Here is a 23,092-nt window from a genome sequence, read left to right on the forward strand (position 1 = left end):
AAAAACAAATGTTTCTAAATACATTATAAATCCATTTTTAATTTATGTCCATTATCAAGTTCATTTTTCCGAAAAATAAAAAGAGAGAGGTGCCTCTCTCATTCTCTTATTAATATTTCGCCAAAATTTCCATTCAGTTTTTCTTTTATTTTTTTAAAAAGCTAATATCACAATCTTGAATTTCACTTTTCTCCTTATCTAATACTCCTTCAGCATACTTGTACCTTTGTAAAACATACCTTTTTGCAGGAGAAATCCAATCAGCTAAAGCCTCAAAATCTTCTAAAGTAAGTAGTTTGTCATTTACAGTAGTTCTAAATTCGTAATCTATATTAGAATTTTTAACTATCTCTACACTTTTTTGAATATTATCTATATCTTTTTGTTTTTAAAAATATGCCATATTTTTCTATTGGCGCTTTTATATCCATAGCTATATAATCGAGCAATCCTTCATCTAATAGATCTTCTAACACTTGTGGCCTTGATCCATTAGTGTCAAGCTTAACACTAAAATTTAAATCCTTTATATTTTTTATAAAATCTTTTAATCCTTTCCAAAGAGTAGGTTCTCCGCCTGTAATACACACTCCTTCTATTAAATTTGCTCTCTTTTTAAGGTAATCAAAAAACTCCTTTTCACTCCGTATACCTTCCCTTATTTGAATTAAATAAGAGTTATGGCAGTAAGGACACTTAAAATTGCAGCCACTTACAAAAACAGTGGCTGCAATTTTTCCTGGGAAATCAGCAAAAGAAACAGGCATAAAATCGTACATCATACAACAAATTCCTTTCTGTCCTTAAACTCTTTTTTCTTCCCTTCATTCCAATTCTTTACTGGCCTATAATATCCAACTACGCGGCTGTAAACCTCACATTCTTTCCCACAGTAAGGACATTCAAAATGTTCCCCAGAAATATACCCATGGTCTTCACAGATTGAAAAAGTTGGAGTTATAGTGTAATAAGGAATTCTATAATTATAAGCTATTTTTTTGACTAGAGCTTTGCAGGTGTTCACATCGTTTATACTCTCTCCAATAAATCCGTGAAATACTGTACCTCCTGTGTATTTTGTTTGTAACTCTTCTTGTAAGTCTAAAGCAGTAAATATATCTTCCGTAAAGTCTACAGGAAGCTGTGTTGAATTAGTATAGTAAGGCACATCGCTACCTGCAGTTATTATGTCGGGGAATAATTCTTTATCTTTTTTAGCCAATCTATAGGAAGCTCCTTCTGCAGGGGAGGCTTCTAAATTGTACATGAAATTAGATTCTAATTGATATTGTTCTAATTTATGCCTCATAAAATCTAATACTTCAAGTGCAAATTTCCTTCCCTCTTCACTGGCTATGCTTACTCCCATGAAATTTAATAGTGCTTCATTCATTCCAATGAGTCCTATCGTGTTAAAATGATTTTTCCAGTAAAATCCAAATCTCTTTTTTATATCTCTTAAGTAAAATTTTGAATAAGGATACAATCCCATTTCAGTCATTTTCTCTAAAACTTCTCTCTTTATTTCAAGGCTTGTTTTTGCAATATCCATAAGCCTTTCTAACCTTTGGAAAAACTCTTCTTTTGATTTAGATAAATATCCAATTCTTGGAATATTTATTGTTACAACTCCTATTGAACCTGTAAGAGGATTCGCTCCAAAAAGCCCTCCTCCACGCTTTCTTAATTCTCTGTTGTCCAACCTTAGCCGACAGCACATACTACGCACATCATTGGGATCTAAATCACTATTTACAAAATTGCTAAAATAGGGTAAACCATACTTCGCAGTCATTTCCATTATTTTATTTATGACAGGACTATTCCAGTCAAAATTTTTAGTTATATTATAAGTAGGTATTGGAAAAGTAAATATCCTCCCGCTGGCATCTCCTTCCATCATAACTTCTGCAAATGCTATATTTAACATGTCCATTTCTTTTTGAAATTCTTTATATGTTTTATCCATCAATTGACCACCAATTATAACAGGTTCATCTGCCATAATCTCCGGTACCACAAGATCCATAGTTATGTTTGTAAAAGGAGTTTGAAATCCCACTCTAGTTGGAACATTTATGTTAAATATAAACTCCTGTAAAGCTTGCTTAACCTCTTTGTAAGAAAGATTATCGTAATATATAAAAGGTGCCAAATAGGTATCAAAATTAGAAAAAGCTTGTGCACCGGCTGCTTCCCCTTGAAGTGTATAGAAAAAATTGACAATCTGTCCAAGAGCGGACCTAAAGTGCTTTGGAGGTTTGCTTTGAACTTTCCCCTCTACCCCTGTAAATCCAGAAAGCAGTAAATCCCTTAAATCCCATCCACAGCAATACACAGATAAAAGGCCTAAGTCATGAATGTGCAAATCTCCATTTACATGGGCATCTCTAACTTCTGGAGGATATATTTTGTTTAACCAGTAATGAGCTGTTATCGTACTGGAGATATGATTATTTAAACCTTGAAGTGAATAACTCATATTGCTATTTTCATTTACTCTCCAATCTTGTTTCCCTATGTATTCATCCACCATTTTTTCAATGTCCATAAACATTTTTTTAAATTCTCTTATCTCTTGATGCTGTTTTCTGTACAAAATATAGGCCTTTGCCGCTTTAGCATGACCATGCTTTATTAAGTATTGCTCTACAATATCTTGAATCTGCTCTACACTGGCTATTCCTTCTAAATTATTTTCTACGTACTCTGTCACTTCATCTGCTATTTCAAGGGCATCTTTGTATTCCCCTTCTTCCACTGCCTTAAAAGCTTTGTATATAGCATTTGCAATCTTTATCTTATCAAACTCAACTTCCCTTCCATCTCTTTTTATAACCTTCATAGCAATTCTCATGATTTTAAACCTCCATTCTTTTGTAAAAATAATTAAACCCCTTAACTTCTACGGCAAGTTAAGAGGTGTGCAAAGTACCTCACCTCCTCTATCGACCGTAGAGCAAGTGTAATCCAAATACAGGCAGGTCTCCTGACTTAGGTTCATCGCTCTTTACGCCTTCCCACCTTTCAAACATCGGGGACGGTTCCTTTTGTTTGAACAGACAGTGGCATATTGTAAAGAGCTCACCATCACAGTGGCGGGACCGTGCAGGATTCTCACCTGCTTCCCTTTTAACCCAATTTCCCTTTGAAATTGGGCACCTGTATCTGTGTATATTCTATTTTGCACAAAATCTAGTATATTATTTATTAATATCATCAACATGTAGTATACCACTGCTTTCTTGCATTGTCAATATAAAAAATAAAATAGGCCATTATTTTTGCCTATTTTAAATCATTTTTTATAGCCCTTTTACAATTACTGCATATTCCATAAAAATTCAATTCTCCATAATACACATCAAAGTCATATTTTTTATCTATCATTTTTATATACTTTACCAAATTTGGGCTATAATATTCGTCTATACTACCACAATATTTGCAAATTAAATGAGCGTGAATCTTTTTTTTGTTAAACATTTTAAGTTCATAGTATTTTTTGTTTCCTATTATATTTTCTGATAATATTCCCTTATCTACAAAAATTCTTAAATTCCTATAAAGAGTTGCTACACCATAATGGGGCCATTCTTTCCTAACTTCCTCAAGGAGTGTATCAAAATCAAAGTGAATATTAGGGCTCTTCAAAAATACCTCTATTAAAATTTGGCGTTTCTCAGTTATCTTTAAGCCATTTGCTTTCAATGTTTTTATTATTAATGACATCAAATCGTTTTTGTTTTTATCCATCATAGACCACCATATTTTTAACATATGTTCAATTTAAATATACACATTTTATTGACATATGTCAATAATTATTAGTACATTTTTTCCCATTTATTCCACAAGGCATTGTTTATCTCATCCACCAATACCGAGTTAAATTGCATTCCTTTATTGAAAATTACCTATTTTTATTTTTCTAATTCATATGTCAATAAAAAAGAGGCTTCATACAAAAAGTATAATGCCTCTTTATACCAAATTACACATTAACAAGTTCTAATCCTTTTACAGGACAGTGAGCGTATTTTCTGTCCTTTGCCACCAGTGTTGTGACTAACCCTTTAGAATATTTATTAAAAAGTATGTCATGGCCTACGCAAAGACCTATTACTACATTGAGTTCTGTATTTTCTTGGTTCATTATCTCTGCCTGTGTTATAGGATTGCAAGTAGCAACAAATCCCTCTTTATCTTTTTGAATGTCTATATCTTCTATATCAATAGAACCGACTTTACAGCAAACAGGAACAATTTTTAAATCATATTGTTCTAATAATTTTACAAATTGTTTCGCTTCTTTACTCGTAGAATAACAAAATGCAACGCCAATAGTTTTAAATCCCATCTGCTTAATAAACTCTATTATTTCTTCTGCCCTACTTCTCAATTCTCCATTTTCCTTCTTAGGAAGAGTATTGGCGAAGTTCATTATCTTATGAACCATTTCATCTTGTTTGTATATCGCAACTGACTGTTCTACAATATCTCTTTTTTCAATAGTAGGACAATTTTTGGGAAAATTCCCCTCCCCTTTAGCACAAGGCTTTTTTGGACATACTCCACAGGTATAAATTGACTTCATTTTATTCACCTCTTGTATACTGTATACAATATTCGCTAAAAAAATTATAGCATATCCCTCTCCCCTGTGCAAGGGGATTATTCTTCAAAGCAATCTATACAGACCTTTTTCCCGTCTTTAAATCTTATCTCATTCTCCGCAGCGTATTGCCACATATTTTAACTGTATTGAAGGGTATATTACAATGTATCCTCTGGACCTTTTATGCTGTCAAGTTCATAAACATAAGGCTTTATATCCAGTATAGGACTTCCATCTAAGGCATCCACACCTTTTACATAAAGTTTATTTCCTTCAATTTTTACAAGGTCAGCCACACAAAAAGCTATAGGGTTTGGCCTTGAAGGAGAACGAGTGGCAAATACTCCTTTTATCTCTGGCCCCCATGGAGTGGCAGTTTTTATGACATCTCTTTTCCCTAAATGGCACCAGTAAAGAACTATTATGTGCTTTTTACTCTCTATATCCTGAAGCCCTTCTTGAAACTCAGGATATATTTCCAACACTGCTTCCTTATCGCTCACCCTTCCTTGATGAGGCGCTTCCCCTCTCTTTTTATAGGGACTGTGTATCACACCTATAGGTATCAATTCCACGGCAATTATCCCTTCCTTTCCGTTAAAGTGGAATGAAAGTTCAGACGGAAGGGACGGTTCCCCATGTCCGAAAACTCAGACGGAAGGAACCGTCCCCCTTGTCTGTATTGTCTGTATTGGCATTAAATCCAATCTAAACTACTCTTTTCTACAATTTAGAGTGGTATAACTATTGGTATATTACGGCATTTTTCTACTGCAACAGGTATACCATAAACAGCTTCTATATTTTCCTCAGTCATGACTTCTATCCCACCATAGGCAAAAATGGTATTATCTTTTAAAAGTAAAAATTTATCAGAAAATCTAAGTGCCAAATTTAAATCATGGATTATAACAATTGCTGCTATATTTTGCTCTTTCACTGTCTCTTTCACAATTCTTAAAACCTCGATTTGGTTTTTTAAATCCAAATTATTTGTCGGCTCATCCAAAAGCATTACAATAGGTTGCTGTGCCAATGCCCTTGCTATGACCACTTTTTGCAATTCTCCTCCACTTAACTCACTTAAATAACGCAGTGATAACTTTTCTAAGTCAAATTTTTTTAATACCTCATTTACAATCTTTATATCCCTTTCAGTCACATCCCACTTTATATGAGGTTTTCTTCCTAAAAGTACCGCATCAAATACAGTAAATCGACCATTCTCATTCCTTTGCGCCACATATCCTATTCTTTTAGCTACCTCTATTCTACTTAATTTTGAAATTTCATCTTTTTCGATATATATTGCTCCTTTGTGAGGTTTTAGAATTTTATTTATACACTTCAAAAGAGTAGATTTCCCCGCCCCATTGTTTCCTAAAATAGAAAGTAACTCTCCTCTTTGAAGAGTAAATTTAACATCTTTTAAAACGGGTACACTGGTATAACTGAATTCAATACCATCTATATCTAAAATCATCTCTTATACCCCCTTGAAAGCACATAGAGGAAAACCGGTGCTCCCAAAAAGGAGGTTATAGCGCCCACAGGTAATACTACCGGTGAAATAATAGTTCTGCCTAAAGTGTCTGATGCTAAAAGTATTAAACCTCCCATTACAGAAGAAGCAGGAATCAAAAATCTATGGTCTCCTCCAATTAATCTCCTCATTATGTGAGGTCCAACAAGTCCAATAAAGCCTATAATTCCTACAAAAGAGGTAATAACGGCAGCAATTAAAGAAGAGACAAACATGCCTAATAATCTTACTCTTTCCACGTCAACTCCAAGACCTTTTGCCGTTTCTTCTCCACTGTCTAAAGCATTATAGTTCCATCTGTTAAACATAAAATGTATCAGAGAAATACCTACAACTACAGACATTATGCCCAAATCCTTCCATGATGCCCTTCCTATATCTCCAAATGTCCAAAAAACTACAGAAGCCACTTTTACATCATCAGCAAAATACTGCAAAATCATAGTAACAGCTGAAAACAAAGACCCTAAAGCTACTCCTGCCAAAACCATCGCTTCAGGAGTTACTCTAAAGCTTTTTGCCAACATCAATACGACTATTGTCGAACCCATTGAACCCAAAAAAGCAAAAAAAACTACCAAATATGGATTATTTATAATCACAGTATCAGGGTTTGTAGTACTACCTGCTCCAAATACAATGATAGCTACTGCCGCTCCAAAAGCAGCCCCTTGTGAAATACCTAAAGTAAAAGGAGAAGCTAAAGGGTTTCTCAGAATGCTTTGGGTTACACATCCTGCAACAGATAAACCAATTCCCGCCACAATTGCTGATAAAATTCTTGGCATCCTAATGTTCCAAACTATGATATGAAATCTCTCTTCTCCCTTACCTAATAACGCTTTTATGACATCATAAGTACCAATACCAGCAGAGCCTGCATTTATAGCATATATTACAAGTACAAGTATAACCAAAGCTGTTAAAGATATAATCAATATTTTTCTTTTTATATATTTGTTATAACTATCCGGTACAGTATCTACAAATGACTGTCTCAAGGCTTCATCCCCTTATCTTTGTAATTCCTCCCACTTTTAGTGGGGGAATTTTATTATCCACTAAAACTTAATTTTTTCAAAGCCACCGTACACTTCTTTCATCTTGTCATAAACGCCGTTTCCAGCTTCTCCAAAAAATAAGGTGTAAATTTCCTTAGCCTTTTCTACAGGGTCAATATCTTTAAATTGTTCAGGATAAAGGACTTTTCCTACCCAATAAGAATCTGCTAAAGCTGTATCAATATTTGTATTATACTGATTGTACGGCAAAATGCCGTATACATTGCCATTTTTTACTGCCTTTAAGCTTTTATAAAAGATAGGATTCTTCTGATAATCCTGTTTTACCAAGTCAAAATTTCCTTCATCAATGAACATTATATCAGGATTCCAAGCCAATAATTTCTCTCTTTCTATCATAACGCTTCCTTTTTGCCCTAAAGTATCAGCTACATTTTTTGCATTTACAGCCATAAAAGGAGGATAATTACTTTGTGTACTCTCTATGCCATGGGCACCTTTAAATCCTAACGCACCTATATAGACAGATGGCTTTTTATTCTCTGGTATATCCTTTGTCCTGTCCTGTAAATCTTTTTGAATTCCTTTGATGTAGTCAACTACTTCTTTAGCTCTATCCTCTTTTCCCATAATCTTTCCTATAATCTCTAATGAGGTATATACATCCTCTTCAAAAGTCCCGAGTTTGCCATAGCTTAAAACTACCACAGGAATTCCTGTTTTGGCCTGCAAGTCATCAGCTTTGGCTTTATCAAGCAAAGATATCACAAAAATAACGTCAGGATTTACTTCAACTAATTTCTCTGCATCTGCTGTAGAATCAGGACCACCTTGTCCAATAGTAGGAAGTTGAGCTAATTTCTCTTGAAAAATCATATTGTAGGTTCTACCATTTACAACTTTTTTATCTATGTTTTCTACTCCTACGACTCTATCAATCCCATCTATATAGGTTATAAGTCTTAAAGCTCCTGGACCTATCCCTACAACTTTATGTACTGGGGTCTTTATCTCTACCTGTCTTCCAACTAAATCTGTAACTGTTTGAACTGTTTCCTTGGAAGTTTGAGAAGTTTGAGATTGATTTTGTGAAGCTTTACTACAAGCTGTCAAAGAAATGACAATCACTAACAAAATAGCAACTATTCCATTAAATTTTTTTAATTGTTTTGACACTAATTACCCCTCCATTAATAAATTTTTACTATTATCGGTCCATGTATAATGTATACGAGTAGTATAATACGGTGTTACTTTTTTAAAAATTATAACACGAAAAAATAGCGAAAACAATAGGCATTAAAAAAACAGACCAAATTTGGCCTGTTTTTTAATTCTTAAAATTCTCATATCTTTGACATAGCATCTAAAGCAGCTGAATTTATTGGGTATGACACAGGAGAAGATGTGAGTAGTGGATGTGTCGCCACTTGGAAGGTATTTAATTCTGACGCTGTTGTTCCTTTTTGTATTGCAAGACTTAAAATATTAATCATTTCACCAACATTTTCTCCTCCTGCTATTTGAGCTCCTAATATGACTCCAGAATATCTTGAGAAAATCAATTTTATCTTCACACTCTTTGCATTAGGCAAAGTTCCAGGATGTTTGTCCATTGTGCTAAATTCTCCGATTACTATATCAAAGCCTTCAGCTTTTGCTTGCGTTTCTGTAAGACCTGCAGCAGCAAAAGCAGTATTGTATATCTTTGTAGAAAAAGCACTTATTGTACCTTTATTTTCCCTAACCAATCTTAATTGAAATACATTTACACCTGCAATTTTTGCCTCATTAGCCGCAGTAGAGGCAAGAAGTATAGGAACATTCTTTCTTGTAAAGAAACACTTCTTTTCTGCACAGTCACCAACAGCAAATATATCTGGATCGTTAGTTCTCATGTATTCATCAACTGTTATTGCTCCTCTTTCATTGAGTTTTATACCTGCAGCTTCAGCTAACTTAGTATTTGGTTTCACTCCCATAGCTAATATGACAACGTCAGCTTTTATTCTTTCACCTGTATGCAGTTCTACTTCTTTTACTTTTGTATCCCCTATAAGTTTTGTAACTTTTGTATTTGTTTTTATTGTTATACCATGTTCTTTTAATGTAGCTTCTGCCATATCACTATATTCAGGGTCAAAGGCTTGCCACAAAAGCTTGTCAGCAACCTCAATTATTGTTACATTTTTGCCAAGAAGTTGCACCTGCTCTGCCATTTCAACACCAATAAATCCACCGCCAATTACTACAACATCCTGAGCCTCGTTAATCTTTTGCTGAACAAATTTTAAGTATTCTTCGTCTTTTTTATTGTAAATACATTTTCTAAGTCATGCCCTGGTATAAAAGTAGGAACTATTGGCAAAGAACCTGTCGCTAAAATTAGTTTTTTGTAGGAAATTTCTCCACTCTTTTTAGCATTAACTTTTTGTTTTCCCTATCAATTGAAAGAACTTCATCTATTATTAAATCAATACCAGCATTGGTAAGCATTGCATCGGGTATAACATTTTTAGATGTGTCTTTTAATGTTCCAAAAATGTACGGAATACCGCAAGGAACCATTACCCGTTCTCCCATTCTTACAACAGTAACTTTCTTATCTTTGTAAGTTTTTTTAGCAGATAAAGCTGCTAAAATTCCACCTGCGCTTCCTCCAATGACCAAAACATCAGTTTCCATCACTTCTATTACCTCCTATATTTTGCATTTTGCTAGAAACTACCCCCTACCCTGTAGGGTACCTCTACGTAAATTATAGGATTATAATAAACTTATGTCAATAAAATATCAAAAATTTGTTAAGAAAATAGTTTAACAATTTTATTGATTTTTTATTAACAATTGTTTTATACTTTAGAAATGCTGGCACAAGACCTCATATTCTTTAAAAAAATAGATGCAGATATGCTAGGAATAGGTCCTTTTATACCTTGCGAAAACACACCTTTAGAAAGGGAAAAAGGCGGCAATGTGGAAATTGTATTAAAAATGTTGGCTTTATCAAGACTACTATTGCCTGACATTAACATACCTGCTACTACTGCTTTGGCTGTTAAAGACAAAGCAGGTTATATTAAAGGACTAAAGTGTGGAGCTAATGTAATAATGCCAAATATAGGTATAGATGAGTATAAAAATTTATATAAACTTTATCCTGGAAAAGTACCTGACAATCCCTCTGAAGCTGTAAATAGCCTTGAAAATATCAAAAAGCTTATTTTATCCCAAAATAGGACAATTGGAAAAGATAAAGGCTATCGTAAAAAAATATTAAATAACAATCGTTCCTTTCTTTACAAAAATTTTTTAGAATAAAGTTCTATAGCTTCCTCAACAGTGTCTACATCTTTCGCTACTATAGGAGTTTTATTCCATTCTTCTTTTATTCTCCTTTGGCTCTCTTTACCCATTGCCTTGCCAATAAAAACTTGACAGTCCTTTAAAACTTCCATTATCTCATCTGTCTCAGCATGTTTATGTTTATCTCCCCCATAGGGATTTTCCCTTCCTTCAACTTTTTTGTAGCTATTATTTTCATCTACTTCAAAGATTATAAAATACTTGCTCATGCCAAAATGCTTATCTGATAAATGTATCTTGTCGTTAGAGCCTATTGCTACTTTTATCACAAAAAGTCCTCCTCATCTGTTAAACAATAATTGATGAACTGGTAGTCAAATAAGATAGTTTGTCTTTTAAAACAGATTTTAGGATTCCATATTCGTCTATTCCCGTGCAATGACCTGTATATATTTTCTCTATTCCATAGCTATCTATTTTTTTGGCTATTTCTATGATTTCTTCTTCTGGCATACCTCTTAAATGAAAACCTCCAATTAATGACTTGAGAGAACTTCCTTCAAAACGCCTTTTTGCCGTTCCCAAAATATTTAATATACCTGCATGGGAACATCCCGTAATTACATTAATTCCATCTTCCTCTTTTACTACCACAAAAACCTCATCTAAAAAATTATCCTTTATTTTTTCTCCTTTTTCTTCAATTAAAAAATTCTTAGTAGTGAATTCATTGTCATAAACTATGTCAGTGCTTGTGATCACAAAAAAATCTTTTTCTACTTCTGTATCTTCCTCTATTAGCACAAAATTATTTTTGTATTTATTGTAAATTGCTAAGTTAAAACCTATCTCATCTATATTTCCATTTTCCCTCAATGCATATTTTTTATCTAAAATCCGCTTATGAGCATATATTTTTACATTGGGATTCTTTTCAAGTAACCCTTTTAGTCCTCCGATGTGGTCATAATGTCCATGAGTAAGCACTACTTTTTGTAATCTTTCCACTTCTATCCCCATTAAACCACAGTTTTTCATAAAGTTTTCACTCTGGCCGGTATCCACCAAAACTTCTTTATCATCTTTTTTTACTAAAATTGATAATCCATGTTCTGCTACAAAATTTTTATTAAACACCACATTTTCTATAAGCACCTGTATTTCCAATTACTCTCTCCTCCCCTCTTTAGTGATGATGTTCGTGTTTTTCACAAGGGCTGTTAGAAGATGTCAAAGTACCATTGATGTACTTCTCTACTGCTTCTTTTGCATCTCCTTCAGCACCAGTTATTATATCTATTCCGTAACTATTAAAAAGCTCAATAGCACTGGTACCCATACCTCCAGAAATTATACAATCAACTCCTTTGTCTTTTAAAAACCCTGGGGGAAATCCTGGCCTATGACCGGGATTAGGTAAAAAAGTAGAGTCTTTTATTTTACCATTCTCCACATCAAAAATCCAAAAACCTTCACAATGTCCAAAATGCATTGAAACTTCTTCGCCTTCTGAAGCAACAGCAATTTTCATTTACTTTCCACCCCTTCATCTAAAATTTCTTTAATCCTAAGCCACATTTTATAAATTTGCTGGTAAGCAGTGCTGTCAGGATAACTACTTAAGCTTTGTAAATTTTTTAGAGCTTTTACAACTGTTTCATCAAAATCTATTTTCCCAACAACCACAATGTTGTTTTCCTCACAATATTTTTCTATTTGTTGTGATACTTCTTTATTTAAATCCCATTTATTGACACACACCACGGAAGGAACTTTAAAGCTTTCTATCGCTGACAACACTCTCTTCATGTCAGCAAAACCAGAAAGTGTAGGTTCTGTAACAATTAATACCAAATCAGCACCCGTAGCAGAAGCAAGGACAGGACATCCTATTCCTGGAGTGCCATCAATTATCAAATACTCATCGTTATCGTCACTTACTTCCTTCGCCTTCTTTCTCACCTCTGTCACCAATTTCCCTGAACCATCTGCTCCAGGAAAAAGCTCTGCATATACTACTTTTTCTCCAGACTTTGTCTTGGCATATACTACATGGCCTGTTTTTTCCTCTACCAATTTAATCGCTTCAACAGGGCATTTATACATGCAAAGGCCACAACCTTCACAATAATAAGGATTTACCTCAAAATTTGAAATAGCATCAAACCTGCAAAGTCTTTCACAAAGTCCGCATTCAATACACTTGTCTTTGTCAATTACTGCTGTCTCTTTGCCGTAAAAGTCTTGCTTTTCTATTATTTCTCCTTGCAAAACTATATTTAGGTTAGGAGCTTCTACGTCACAATCCGCCATAATCTTATTTTTAATAATGGTGCTCAAAGTAGTGGCAACTGTTGTCTTCCCTGTACCACCTTTCCCGCTTAAAATTGCTAACTGCTTCATTTTTTTATCAACTCCAATGCATCAATCGTCAACTTCTCAAATATTCCTTTTACCTCTTCATTAACCTCAATCAACAATTTCCCTTTTGAATAAGCCTCTGCAAACTCTTTTTTAAAAGGAATCTTCGCTAAAACTTTTATGCCTTCTTTTTCGCAGTATTCCTCGATAATATTGTCCCCTTCCCCAGCTTTATTAATGACAGCGGCCATAGGAATGCCCATCTGTTTTACAAGCTGTACCGCTAAATCAAAGTCGTGCAAACCATAAGGAGTAGGTTCTGTAACCAGAATGCACAAATCACTTCCTTCAATAGAATGTATAACTGGGCAAGAAGTCCCTGGCGGGCTATCCACTATTACAGGTTTATCTACATTCTCAATCAATTTATTAATCTCTTTTAAAATAGGCACTCCAGTCGCTTCTCCATAATTTAATTTTCCGTCTATAAAATCCACGCTTTGGGCTTTGCCCTTCCTTATCGTACCAATAGGTTTGTATTTTTCTACTATGGCATCATAAGGACACATCTCAAAACAAGCTCCGCAGGAATGACATAAGTGGTCAAACACGAGAATTTTTTTGATTAATTTTGTTAAAGCTCCAAATCTACACGCTTTTACACACTCACCACATAATGTGCATTTGTCGGAGTTTATTTCAGGTATTATGACTTCAACCGTTTTTTCATCTTCTATTTGAGGATTTAAAAATAAATAGCCATTAGGCTCTTCTACATCGCAATCAACATACAGGCTATTATTAAAAGTTTTGGCAAGGTTAACAGAAACAGTTGTTTTTCCTGTCCCACCTTTACCACTCAATACAGAAATCTTGACTCTTCTCATCTTCAATGCTCCTTTTAATGATGGTGATGTCCTTGATTTGTCGCTTCTGTTATCTTTTCAAGGCTTCCATTTTTAAAAAGCTCTATGTTTGTTTTTACATCTCCTTCTATTGCTTTATAAACTGGAATTTCTGCTGCTTTAAATACTTCCATAGCGTTTGGTCCTACACTGCTTGAGATGAGAACTTGTACGCCTTCATCTATAAGAGTCTGTGCCGCTTTAGTGCCCGCACCACTGCTTTGGGCTACTGCAGCGTTGTCAATAACTTTATAATCCATCGTCTCACTATCAACTATAATAAAATATTGAGCTCGTCCAAATCTTGAATCCACCTTAGCTTCAAGAGTTTTTCCTTCTGAGGAAATAGCTATTTTCATATTGCATCCTCCATTTCATTATTGACATATGTTACTTACATTTATTAATATATTATTATTTTTGTCATATGTCAATAAATTTATTAAACAAAAAGCGCACTTAATCTGTTTTACTATAACACTTTAGCCAAATTATATCAAATTAAAGCATAAAAATAAGCAGCCACTTGCGTGACTGCGACTTTTAAAACTAATTATTCCTCTTTTTTATCGTCTTTTTTCTCTAATTGGTCCAATCTTTCTTTTATATATTTTAATTGGTCTTCCAAATATTTTGCTTCAGCACTTAAAACATCTTTTTCATTTATATTGTAGCCAGGATATTGAGGATACCCATAACCATACCATCCTCTTGCCCAACCAGGAAGTCCTGTTAAATAGTACATATGTCTAAATCCTCTTCCTCTGCCGAACCAACCGAAGCCTCTGCCAAATCCCCAGTATGCTCCTACAGGATTTAAATAACCAGGTACATTATATCCTGAACAATATCCTAAGCCTCTTCCTGTTCTTGGGCCTAAACCCATTGGACCTGTTCCATCTCCTCTTGGCATATCAATCCCTCCTCTTTTATTTTGGTCATATGACCATTACCTAGTTATATAATATCACTGTTATGGACTTATGTCAATAATATTTTACCCAAAAAAATATTTTTTATTGTTGAATTTTTAAATTCTTTCACTTATATACTTCACTATATTATTTCAACATATTTAAAACATGCTCTAATTCTTCACGTATTTTTTCAATATCTTTTAGCAATGTCTGATAACAAGCTTTTTCTCTTTCGAAGCTATCTCTATCAAATTTATAATCCTTTATTGACTTAGCAAGTAGTTCTTTTACAGTATCATACATCGTTTGTAATTTAAAATTCATATCTTTTTCAAATTCACTAAAACTTTCTTCAATCCTTGTTAATAAATCATAACGAATGCGACCTATGTTTCTGTCAACATCAATGTCTACTCTATCTAAAATCCTTTTTAAAATAATTTTTCCAGCAAATTTTTTAGGCAAAAAATAGGTAAAATACACAGGGTCTATTTCCAATGCACCAACATCATATCCTATCTTGTATGTAAATTTACTCTCTGCCGTAATACCACCTACGCTTTTAAAATATTCCAGATTTATGCCGAACAATTCGTTTGCTACTGTTTTTACTTCATCAATGACTGCATTGAGCCTTAAAAGATAATTAGACAAAGCTTTACTATATTGTTCTTCAATATCCCTTTCAATATGACCTTTTAATTTTTCAAATTCTTCTATAATAGCTCTTTCGAGGTACTTTTCAAGCTCTTTTTTCTGATTAATTCGACTAAAGTCACGAATACCGTGGTAATATCCTTTTATCTTTTCTGATACTCTTATACTGATAAACTGTTTATATTCTTCCATCTTTTTATCAAAATTCTGTAAAATATTTTTCATATCACCTTGAAACAATAAGGATATTTCTTTTTTGCTTTTTTCAACTTCTTTAATAAAGTTCTCAAAAGATTTTATATTAGATTCAAGACGCTCTAATGGAATTTGTTTCAATTTTATACTGCTTTCAAAAAAAGTTTGGCACATCGAAATAATTCTTTCAATATTTTTGGCATAGCTTTCAAGCAACACTTTTTCTTTTTCTTTTATTAAAAAATTCTGCAAATCATTTTCCAGCTTTTGAGTTCCACTCTTTTCAATTGCTTTATTATCTTTTGATATTTTGCCTTCTAATGCCAATTTAGCAGAAATTGGATAAATAGAAATGTTATTATTCTTTGTAATTTCTCTTACAATATTTTCATTAAAATTGATTATTTCCTTTAACTCCATTTCATTTACATAGTCAATTTTATTTAAAACAAAAATATTTTATTAACATTTTCAGATATTTTAGACAAAAACTCCTTTTCCAGTTCACTTATAGGAGGGTCTACTGAAAGCAAAAAAATCACAGCATCAGCTTTATTTATATAACTATATGCAACATCTGTATTATGTTTATAGACTGAACCAATTCCCGGTGTATCTATGATTACTACGTCATTACTTATAAACTCAAAAGGATATCCTATATGTATTTCCTTGACTCCTTTTATGTTTTTAGGGTTGTTTTTTTCTGTGCAATACAAATCCAATTCTTTAATGTCAATATTTTCACTTCTGCCATCATCATATAGAACTTTTGCCCATATATCAGTGCTATATTGGATTTTTGTTATAACAGATGTTAAAGGAACAACACCTGTTGGAAGTATATCAGCTCCTAACATATAATTAGTAAATGTTGATTTTCCTCTTTTAAATTGTCCTAATATCACAAGATAAAAAATATTATTGCAAAATTTATTTTTAACTTCTGAAACAGCTTCTCCTACTGCTTTAATATTGATATCTTTTGATATTCTTTCTATTTTTTCAAATATCACATCTAAGCTTCTTTTCATCTGGTTATATTGCTCCTTCATTAGCTCACCTCATATCAACAGTATAATCGAAATTCAGATATGGAGTGACATTTTTTACCTTACCATCACCCCCTAAAAAGCAAAATAGTTCCTACTGGCTTTTACACCAAGTAGGAACTATCAGCCTTTCGGCGGTTGAAGTGAGTTCCATCACTTTTTATACAATTGTCAATATCATTATACCCAAAATGTAAAAACTTTGCAAGATAGTAAAAGCTAAAGATATGCGTGCATTATATTTTTTGTTATATGATATAATGAAAGCAAGGGGAGGTTTATTAAAGAGTGTGTTTGACTTTTAAACTGTGACTTTCAAAGAATAAGCATAGGAAAGTGGATAAAAATTTAAGTTTTAGAAAGGATGAAAAATTATGCCTAAAATATCTGCTTTTGAAAAACATTTTGACAGATATGAAGAATGGTTTGAAAAAAATGAATACGCCTATCAATCGGAATTAGATGCTGTAAAATTGCTTATGCCGAAATTTGAAAAAGGGTTGGAAGTAGGAATCGGAACTGGAAAGTTTGCAGTACCTCTAGGTATAAAAAGCGGAGTAGAACCTTCTTATCAAATGAGAAAAATTGCTTTAGAACGGGGTCTTAATGTGGTAGATGGAGTAGCAGAAAATCTTCCGTTTGAAGACAACTCTTTTGACCTTGTTTTAATGGTGACGACTGTATGTTTTGTAGACGATGTGCTAAAATCCTTCAAAGAATGTTTTAGAGTACTTAAAAATAGCGGTACAATTTTAATAGGCTTTGTAGATAGAGAGAGCACAATTGGCAAAATATATCAAGCAAATAAAGAAAAAAGTCTATTTTACAAAGAAGCAACGTTTTATTCTACAAGTGAAATAGTTGAATTGCTTTACGAAGCAGGATTTAAAAATTTCAATTTCTCACAGACCATTTTTAAAAAACTTGATGAAATAAAAGAAAAAGAACCTGTAAGATATGGCTTTGGCAAAGGCTCCTTCATAGTAATAAGCGCTAAAAAATGATATTTGAACTACACTTTTTAAACAAAGCTTTTATTACGTTGTCTAAAAAATCCCCTTCTTTGGGTTGCGTATCCTCTTTTGATTCTATTTTTTCTATCAATGTACCTGATAAAACAATTTGCACATTTTGATTTCTATCCACAATTATTGAGATAGGTTCCAAAGCTCCGCTAAGTATACCTAAAATAACCATTATCTGTGAAGGGGTTAAGACTCCCTTCTTTTTTTCATCTCCTCCTTTTCCACCTGTATTATCTTTTTCACCATTTTCCCCATTCCCTTTATCACCATTCCCTCCATCTACATCAGGATGTTCTCCACCTTCTTCATCTTTATCCTCCTCCTTATTTTCTTTTTGACCATTCTCTTCGCTATTTTCCCTTAATCCTAGCTTTAATAGCAAATCTTTCAATTGGGATTCTAAATTATCCGATGAAAACATGTATTTTCTCCCCCTATAACTTTTATGTCATCTTATTGGCAGTGGAAAAATTATTATCGCTGGCTCTTCAGGTTTTGCATAACCCAAACCGAAATAGAGAATCAACGAAAGTACAATTACAAGCAAATAAGCATTTAATCCTTCTTTTTCTTCTTTCATAGCGATCACTCTTTTCATAAAATTTTATATACTCATTTTTACATATGATTTTATAGTTTGTCTTGTGCTTGTACTGAATAATAAATATAGGCCTCCACATTAGTATGGAAGCCTATGCTTTGTCTCCTCTGTATATTAAAGCTTCTTCGTCTACGTATAATTCACAAGGTTTATATTCATTTTCAATTCCTTTTGAATCTTTTAAGGTCTCTATACGATACATAGAAGACCGGTACCAATTAAGTTTTGGCTCTACTTGCACAAATTCATATTGTTTACCTACTGTATTTAAAAGATAGTCCCAATTTACATAATGATTAAAGTTATGGATAATATCTGTCACTACCACTTTAAATTTACTTGCTAAAATTTGCTGGAAAACATTCCACTTTTCCAATGAGGCCTCTATCGACGTCAGTCCAAAATACCCCGCACACCCTTCTTTGGAAAGAGCAGAAATCCCTCTTCCTATGCAAATTTCCAAAGCTTCTATAGTCTCTGGCGGGTCAGTAATAAAAGTATCAAAATACCCTACATATTCCTCTGGTAGTTTGTCTCTAAAATCGTATTTCATGGCTTTTATAGGCAGATTATATTTATTTGCCACCTCATTGATGTATTCCACTAGTCTATCGTCTATTTCCATCACAACAATTTCCGTTGGCATACCTGAAAGTCCTGCTGCTATACTTACAAGGTCATCATCACCTAAAACTAAAAGCTTTTTCCCCTCTAAATCTCCTCTTTCAGCCAGGAGAGCTATTCTGCCCACCACTGTTTGTGTCGTAACAAAACCTTGGTCATAATCGCTAATAGCTTTTGGGCGATTTACTGTCACTTGGTCAAATTTTTTGATCAAGTCTTCTAATTTAGAAAAGTTTATCCCTCGTCCTTCACACGCGTGACAAGTATATGTTCTTTTTGGAGCTATTTTAAGACTCACAAGATATTCTAAACCTTTAGAATTAAATTTTATATCTCCATTTTTATCAACTTCCAACAAATTTTTTTGACGTAGTAACTCAATTATTTCTGCTACAACTGAAAAAGGTTTTTGTGAAAGAGTTATAATCTCCCAAAAATGCGGAGTTGCTGCAGCAGCTGACAATATTTTTTCCACATCCTTAGAGGAAGTCATAACCCCTGTTCTTTGGTAGATTTGGTGCGCTATATCTTGTAGACTTTCCATCTTCTCACCCCCATAATAGTATTTCTACAAGCTTTTTACACCTTCAAAATACCATACAGGGGTATATTCCATTTAAGCCAATATTTAGGCCAGCACATAAAATTATACATTTAATTGAATAAAAAAGTCAAGAGAGGTCAAAATTACGTAGTCTCCCTCTCTATCAGAGTTATAGGCAAAATATTTTCTTTTTCCACCTTTTCACCATCTATTTGGCGTAATATCAGTTCAATAGCTTTTCTTGCTATTTCTTTAATTGGTTGTCTTACGGTTGTTAAAGATGGAACTACCAAATTAGCGACATTTATATCATCATAACCTACAATTTTCAAATCTTGAGGTATTTTTTTATTTAACTCTTTAGCCACACTTATTACAGAAGCAGCGATTAAATCGCCACTGGCAAATATACCGTCAATGTCTGGATGTTCTTTAAAAAGGCCTCTTACTATTTTTTTATATTCTTCTATCTCAAACCTGTTTAACTTTGTTTCTACAACAAAATACTCAACATTCTCTTGTGTTGCTACCTCTTTGAACGCTTTATAACGATTATTTGCCGGTGTATTCAAAATCAATGGGCCGCTTATGTGAGCAATTTTTTTACATCCCTTTTGTATTAAAAGTTTTGTAGCCAAAATTCCACCTTTATAATTGTCTGAAGCTACATAAGGTATATTGGAATAATATCTATCAATTGCCACAATAGGAAGTTTCACATTTAAATATTGCTCTGCTTCTAAGGTATGACTGCCAATAATTATACCATCAACTTGATGCCTTTTCAGCATATCTATATACTCTTTTTCCTTGCTACTATCTTGCCCAGAATTGCACAACAAAATTTTATAACCTTCTTGATAAGCATAATATTCTATATAACCGGTCAATTCTGCAAAAAAAGGGTGCGCTACATTGGGAATTAATAAACCTATTAAATAGGATTTTTTTCTGTATAAGGACCTTGCTAACTCGTTAGGCTGGTAATTTAACTCTTTCATCGCCTCATAAACTTTTTTTCTCGTTACCTCGCTTATATAGCCTCTGTTATTTAAAACCCTCGATACAGTCGTAACTGTAACTCCTGCTTTTTTCGCTACGTCTTTTATAGTTGGCATGTCTATCACCTTCTATTACTACTTTTTGTCTCCTCTTCTATTATACCTTTATCGTAATTACAATTAAAGTCTTCATAATGGCATATTTTACAACGATTTTACACCATGTACTAGTAAATATTTTACCTCTTCTAACGTTGGCATTGCAGGAATTGCTCCTCTTTTAGTTGTGCATAGTCCACCGGTAGCATTAGCAAAGTCAATAATTTTTTCGAGTTCTTGAGTTTTTATTTTTTCTAAAGGATAATTTATTTTTGATATATTATAAAGAACTCCTCCTAAAAAAGCATCTCCAGCTCCTGTTGTATCTACCACATTTACACGATATGCAGGTATATGTCCTGTACCCGATGCATGTCTATAATAGCAACCTTTTGCTCCTAAAGTTACTAAAACTAGTTTTATCCCCATATCAAATAATATTTTACTGCCATATTCCAAGCTTGATTCTCCCGTCAGAAATTGTAGTTCGTCTTCAGATAATTTCACTATATCTGCATATTGTAATCCCAAAGCCATTTCTTTTTTCGCAACAGTTTCATTTTTCCATAAAGGTGGTCTCCAATTAGGGTCATATGAAATAATTTTTTTATTTTGTTTTGCATATTCAATAGCTTTCAATGTGGCACTTTTTGAGGGTTCATCTGTCATAGATAAAGACCCAAAATGAAATATTTTTCCTTTTTCTATTAAATCCAGTTCAATATCCTCTTCTTCCAACATTGTGTCAGCTCCCGGATTTCGATAAAAAGTAAAACTTCTGTCTCCTTTGTCATCAAGATGTACAAAAGCAAGAGTTGTATTTGCTTTTTTAGTAAATTTTAAACCATCTGTGTTAATTTGATTATTTTCAAGTACTTTTTTTAAAAAATATCCAAATTGGTCATCACCTACTTTACCTATAAAAGCACCTTTTCCTCCTAATTTTGTAACAGCAGTTAACACATTTGCAGGTGCTCCCCCAGGATTCATTTCAAATAGTGTATTTCCATTATCAGAAAACCCTGTAGGAGTAAAATCAATCAGCAACTCACCTAAAGCTATAACATCATACATTATAATCACCCCACACAGATTTTACTTTACACTGTGGTAACGCTCACTTTAAATTTATCAGTAAATTTAATCTACAACAATATCCCATTTATTTAAATAATTAATTTTGCATTCCCCTTTGGAATATACAGATATATTTACCGAATCTTTGCTAGGATATATCCTTCCACTCATTACTTTTTCCCCATCATTAATAAATATCTCAACCGAACTTACATCTACAAATACTCTGAGTTTAAGTTTATTATTTTTTAAAGCTACATTTATTTTCCTTTCTCCTTTAGGTCCTATACCTGATTTATTGCGGTCAAATATAAATAATGATTCATCTCTTTTATATGATAAAATAGTTTCTTCATTGTCTCCTTTTCTTATTTTTAAACCAAATTCCTCTGCTTTACCCCCCTCAAATTCAACTTCAAGTTCATAACAGTCACCATATGTGTCTAACTTTTTTTCTCCATCTATCATTAAGTTTGTAAGCTTATAATGATTTTTTCTGTAGTTTTCTATTTCTTTAATCGGCCTAAAATATAATTTACCATTAGCCATTAAAATTTCCCTTGGTAATGTCATGGCTCCAGCCCAATTATGGCCTCTTTCCTGTGTTGGCATAACTTCCCCCCACATATCCATCCATGCAACCATAAGCCTTCTTCCCAATTTATCACTAGTAGTTTGTGGAGCATAAAAGTCAAATCCATAGTCAATCTGTTGATAACCATCAATATCAAACTTAAATATCCCTTTGTTTATGTCTAAATCTCCAATAAAATATATAGATGAGTGAATACCATTGAAATCATTCCCTCTAGTCTTTATATGTTCTGTAGATATCATCAGTACATACTTACCTTGTAATTCAAATAAATCAGGACATTCCCAATTGTAACCTGTGTTTTCATTCCCTCTTGCAAGTATATTTACAAAATTCCAATATTTTAAATTTGTTGATTTATACAATAATACCTGCCCGTGTCCATTTCCATCATTTGAACCTAACATCATGTAATAATATTGTCCGTTTTTAAAAACTTTAGGGTCTCTAAAATCCTTTTTACTTGCTTCTTCTGGAATTTGTTTTTCTCCAATTACAGGATTTTTACTGTATTTTATGAAATTAATGCCATCTTTCGAGTAAGCCAAATTTTGAACCTGCTTATAATCTTTACTCTTATCAGGTCCTGTATATATGTGTCCAGTATACAGTAAACATAACATATCGTCTTTTTCAATGGCACTACCTGAAAAACACCCATCTTTGTCAAAATCATCTCCCGGCACTAACGCTATTGGAAGATAAGTCCATTTAACCAAATCCTTACTAATCGCATGCCCCCAATGCATTGGACCCCAAACTGCTTCATAAGGGTTGTGCTGATAAAACAAATGGTATTTACCTTTGTAATATATAAATCCATTAGGGTCATTAATCCAACCATATTCACCCATTAGATGGTATTTCAATCTATACTGTAAATTTAATCTACTCTTATTTGCTTGAATATACTTATTTGCATCATTTATATTTCTCAATTCCAATTCTAC

The 23,092-nt window shown here is 33.2% G+C and carries 23 protein-coding genes, 3 pseudogenes and 2 riboswitches; of the genes and pseudogenes, 2 read left to right on the plus strand and 24 right to left on the minus strand.

The genetic code is table 11. The features are described 5' to 3' along the window. Positions 1-98: 98 nt before the first annotated feature. The 9 genes and pseudogenes from THESIDRAFT1_RS14715 to THESIDRAFT1_RS14525 all read right to left on the minus strand — a co-directional run bounded on the left by THESIDRAFT1_RS14715 (position 99) and on the right by THESIDRAFT1_RS14525 (position 9,868). Positions 99-782: pseudogene (locus THESIDRAFT1_RS14715) on the minus strand (anaerobic ribonucleoside-triphosphate reductase activating protein). After that, positions 779-2,857: a ribonucleoside triphosphate reductase gene (locus THESIDRAFT1_RS02275; RefSeq protein ID WP_003870556.1), complete on the minus strand. Its 2,079-nt coding sequence runs from the start codon at positions 2,855-2,857 to the stop codon at positions 779-781. Before THESIDRAFT1_RS02275 ends, THESIDRAFT1_RS14715 begins: the two are co-directional and overlap by 4 nt. Positions 2,858-2,962: 105 nt before the next feature. Then, positions 2,963-3,181: riboswitch (cobalamin riboswitch) on the minus strand. 107 nt (positions 3,182-3,288) lie between these two features. Continuing rightward, entirely contained in the window at positions 3,289-3,756 is a 468-nt protein-coding gene (locus tag THESIDRAFT1_RS02285) for a Fur family transcriptional regulator (protein ID WP_006569411.1), read from the minus strand. A 238-nt stretch (positions 3,757-3,994) separates the two neighbouring features. After that, positions 3,995-4,597: a DUF1847 domain-containing protein gene (locus THESIDRAFT1_RS02290; protein WP_004401626.1), complete on the minus strand. Its 603-nt coding sequence runs from the start codon at positions 4,595-4,597 to the stop codon at positions 3,995-3,997. Positions 4,598-4,776: 179 nt separating this feature from the next. Next, positions 4,777-5,193 carry a tRNA (N6-threonylcarbamoyladenosine(37)-N6)-methyltransferase TrmO gene (tsaA, locus tag THESIDRAFT1_RS02295; RefSeq protein ID WP_004401627.1) on the minus strand — a complete coding sequence of 139 codons (417 nt, stop codon included), beginning with the start codon at positions 5,191-5,193 and terminating at the stop codon, positions 4,777-4,779. A 155-nt stretch (positions 5,194-5,348) separates the two neighbouring features. Further along, on the minus strand, positions 5,349-6,101 hold the full coding sequence (locus THESIDRAFT1_RS02300; protein ID WP_006569412.1) for an ABC transporter ATP-binding protein: 753 nt from the start codon (positions 6,099-6,101) through the stop codon (positions 5,349-5,351). Then, positions 6,098-7,162, minus strand: coding sequence for a FecCD family ABC transporter permease (locus THESIDRAFT1_RS02305; RefSeq protein ID WP_006569413.1), 1,065 nt, complete (start codon positions 7,160-7,162; stop codon positions 6,098-6,100). The genes THESIDRAFT1_RS02300 and THESIDRAFT1_RS02305 overlap by 4 nt, the downstream gene beginning before the upstream one ends. A gap of 60 nt (positions 7,163-7,222) precedes the next feature. Further along, entirely contained in the window at positions 7,223-8,359 is a 1,137-nt protein-coding gene (locus tag THESIDRAFT1_RS02310) for an iron ABC transporter substrate-binding protein (RefSeq protein WP_006569414.1), read from the minus strand. Between the two features lie 170 nt (positions 8,360-8,529). After that, a pseudogene (locus tag THESIDRAFT1_RS14525) lies at positions 8,530-9,868 on the minus strand (FAD-dependent oxidoreductase). A gap of 171 nt (positions 9,869-10,039) precedes the next feature. Here THESIDRAFT1_RS14525 and THESIDRAFT1_RS02320 point away from each other — a divergent pair. Continuing rightward, positions 10,040-10,504, plus strand: a pseudogene (locus tag THESIDRAFT1_RS02320) ([FeFe] hydrogenase H-cluster radical SAM maturase HydE); the annotation flags it as partial. Here the strand turns inward: THESIDRAFT1_RS02320 and THESIDRAFT1_RS02325 are convergent. From THESIDRAFT1_RS02325 to THESIDRAFT1_RS15060, 9 genes are all read right to left on the minus strand, one after another. Continuing rightward, the gene (locus tag THESIDRAFT1_RS02325; RefSeq protein WP_003870840.1) at positions 10,483-10,818 is read right to left on the minus strand and encodes a NifB/NifX family molybdenum-iron cluster-binding protein; all 336 of its coding nucleotides are present in this window, start codon (positions 10,816-10,818) and stop codon (positions 10,483-10,485) included. The pseudogene THESIDRAFT1_RS02320 and the gene THESIDRAFT1_RS02325 overlap by 22 nt on opposite strands. Positions 10,819-10,837: 19 nt before the next feature. Then, positions 10,838-11,656, minus strand: a complete 819-nt coding sequence (locus THESIDRAFT1_RS02330; RefSeq protein WP_006569416.1) for an MBL fold metallo-hydrolase — start codon at positions 11,654-11,656, stop codon at positions 10,838-10,840. 19 nt (positions 11,657-11,675) lie between these two features. Next, positions 11,676-12,020, minus strand: coding sequence for a NifB/NifX family molybdenum-iron cluster-binding protein (locus THESIDRAFT1_RS02335; protein WP_006569417.1), 345 nt, complete (start codon positions 12,018-12,020; stop codon positions 11,676-11,678). After that, positions 12,017-12,892, minus strand: coding sequence for an ATP-binding protein (locus THESIDRAFT1_RS02340; RefSeq protein ID WP_003870837.1), 876 nt, complete (start codon positions 12,890-12,892; stop codon positions 12,017-12,019). Before THESIDRAFT1_RS02340 ends, THESIDRAFT1_RS02335 begins: the two co-directional genes overlap by 4 nt. Continuing rightward, positions 12,889-13,737, minus strand: coding sequence for an ATP-binding protein (locus THESIDRAFT1_RS02345; protein ID WP_003870836.1), 849 nt, complete (start codon positions 13,735-13,737; stop codon positions 12,889-12,891). The genes THESIDRAFT1_RS02340 and THESIDRAFT1_RS02345 overlap by 4 nt, the downstream gene beginning before the upstream one ends. A 14-nt stretch (positions 13,738-13,751) precedes the next feature. Further along, entirely contained in the window at positions 13,752-14,114 is a 363-nt protein-coding gene (locus THESIDRAFT1_RS02350; RefSeq protein WP_003870835.1) for a NifB/NifX family molybdenum-iron cluster-binding protein, read from the minus strand. A gap of 194 nt (positions 14,115-14,308) precedes the next feature. Then, entirely contained in the window at positions 14,309-14,668 is a 360-nt protein-coding gene (locus THESIDRAFT1_RS02355; protein ID WP_003870834.1) for a DUF5320 domain-containing protein, read from the minus strand. Positions 14,669-14,816: 148 nt separating this feature from the next. Beyond that, a complete protein-coding gene (locus tag THESIDRAFT1_RS15055; protein ID WP_244262720.1) occupies positions 14,817-15,944 on the minus strand; it encodes a P-loop NTPase family protein in 1,128 nt (375 codons plus the stop codon). A 23-nt stretch (positions 15,945-15,967) separates the two neighbouring features. Continuing rightward, complete coding sequence (locus tag THESIDRAFT1_RS15060) at positions 15,968-16,579, minus strand: dynamin family protein (protein WP_244262721.1); 612 nt, start codon at positions 16,577-16,579, stop codon at positions 15,968-15,970. A 104-nt stretch (positions 16,580-16,683) separates the two neighbouring features. After that, a riboswitch (Fluoride riboswitch) is annotated at positions 16,684-16,743 on the minus strand. Positions 16,744-16,950: 207 nt separating this feature from the next. Between THESIDRAFT1_RS15060 and THESIDRAFT1_RS02365 the strand changes: the two genes are divergently transcribed. Continuing rightward, a complete protein-coding gene (locus tag THESIDRAFT1_RS02365) occupies positions 16,951-17,580 on the plus strand; it encodes a class I SAM-dependent methyltransferase (RefSeq protein ID WP_003870832.1) in 630 nt (209 codons plus the stop codon). On the opposite strand, the gene THESIDRAFT1_RS02370 is transcribed toward THESIDRAFT1_RS02365, so the two are convergent. The 6 genes from THESIDRAFT1_RS02370 to THESIDRAFT1_RS02390 all read right to left on the minus strand — a co-directional run bounded on the left by THESIDRAFT1_RS02370 (position 17,570) and on the right by THESIDRAFT1_RS02390 (position 23,086). Continuing rightward, complete coding sequence (locus THESIDRAFT1_RS02370) at positions 17,570-18,022, minus strand: hypothetical protein (protein ID WP_006569419.1); 453 nt, start codon at positions 18,020-18,022, stop codon at positions 17,570-17,572. The two genes, THESIDRAFT1_RS02365 and THESIDRAFT1_RS02370, sit on opposite strands and share 11 nt — an antisense overlap. A 27-nt stretch (positions 18,023-18,049) precedes the next feature. Beyond that, entirely contained in the window at positions 18,050-18,199 is a 150-nt protein-coding gene (locus THESIDRAFT1_RS13180) for a hypothetical protein (protein WP_156770930.1), read from the minus strand. Between the two features lie 94 nt (positions 18,200-18,293). Continuing rightward, on the minus strand, positions 18,294-19,370 hold the full coding sequence (locus tag THESIDRAFT1_RS02375; protein WP_006569420.1) for a bis-aminopropyl spermidine synthase family protein: 1,077 nt from the start codon (positions 19,368-19,370) through the stop codon (positions 18,294-18,296). Between the two features lie 143 nt (positions 19,371-19,513). Further along, the gene (locus THESIDRAFT1_RS02380; RefSeq protein ID WP_003870830.1) at positions 19,514-20,488 is read right to left on the minus strand and encodes a LacI family DNA-binding transcriptional regulator; all 975 of its coding nucleotides are present in this window, start codon (positions 20,486-20,488) and stop codon (positions 19,514-19,516) included. 87 nt (positions 20,489-20,575) lie between these two features. Then, positions 20,576-21,544, minus strand: a complete 969-nt coding sequence (locus THESIDRAFT1_RS02385; protein ID WP_006569421.1) for a carbohydrate kinase family protein — start codon at positions 21,542-21,544, stop codon at positions 20,576-20,578. A 66-nt stretch (positions 21,545-21,610) separates the two neighbouring features. After that, positions 21,611-23,086 carry a glycoside hydrolase family 32 protein gene (locus tag THESIDRAFT1_RS02390; protein ID WP_006569422.1) on the minus strand — a complete coding sequence of 492 codons (1,476 nt, stop codon included), beginning with the start codon at positions 23,084-23,086 and terminating at the stop codon, positions 21,611-21,613. Positions 23,087-23,092: the final 6 nt, after the last annotated feature.

It is taken from the genome of Thermoanaerobacter siderophilus SR4 (assembly GCF_000262445.1).
Taxonomy (GTDB): Bacteria; Bacillota; Thermoanaerobacteria; order Thermoanaerobacterales; family Thermoanaerobacteraceae; genus Thermoanaerobacter; species Thermoanaerobacter ethanolicus.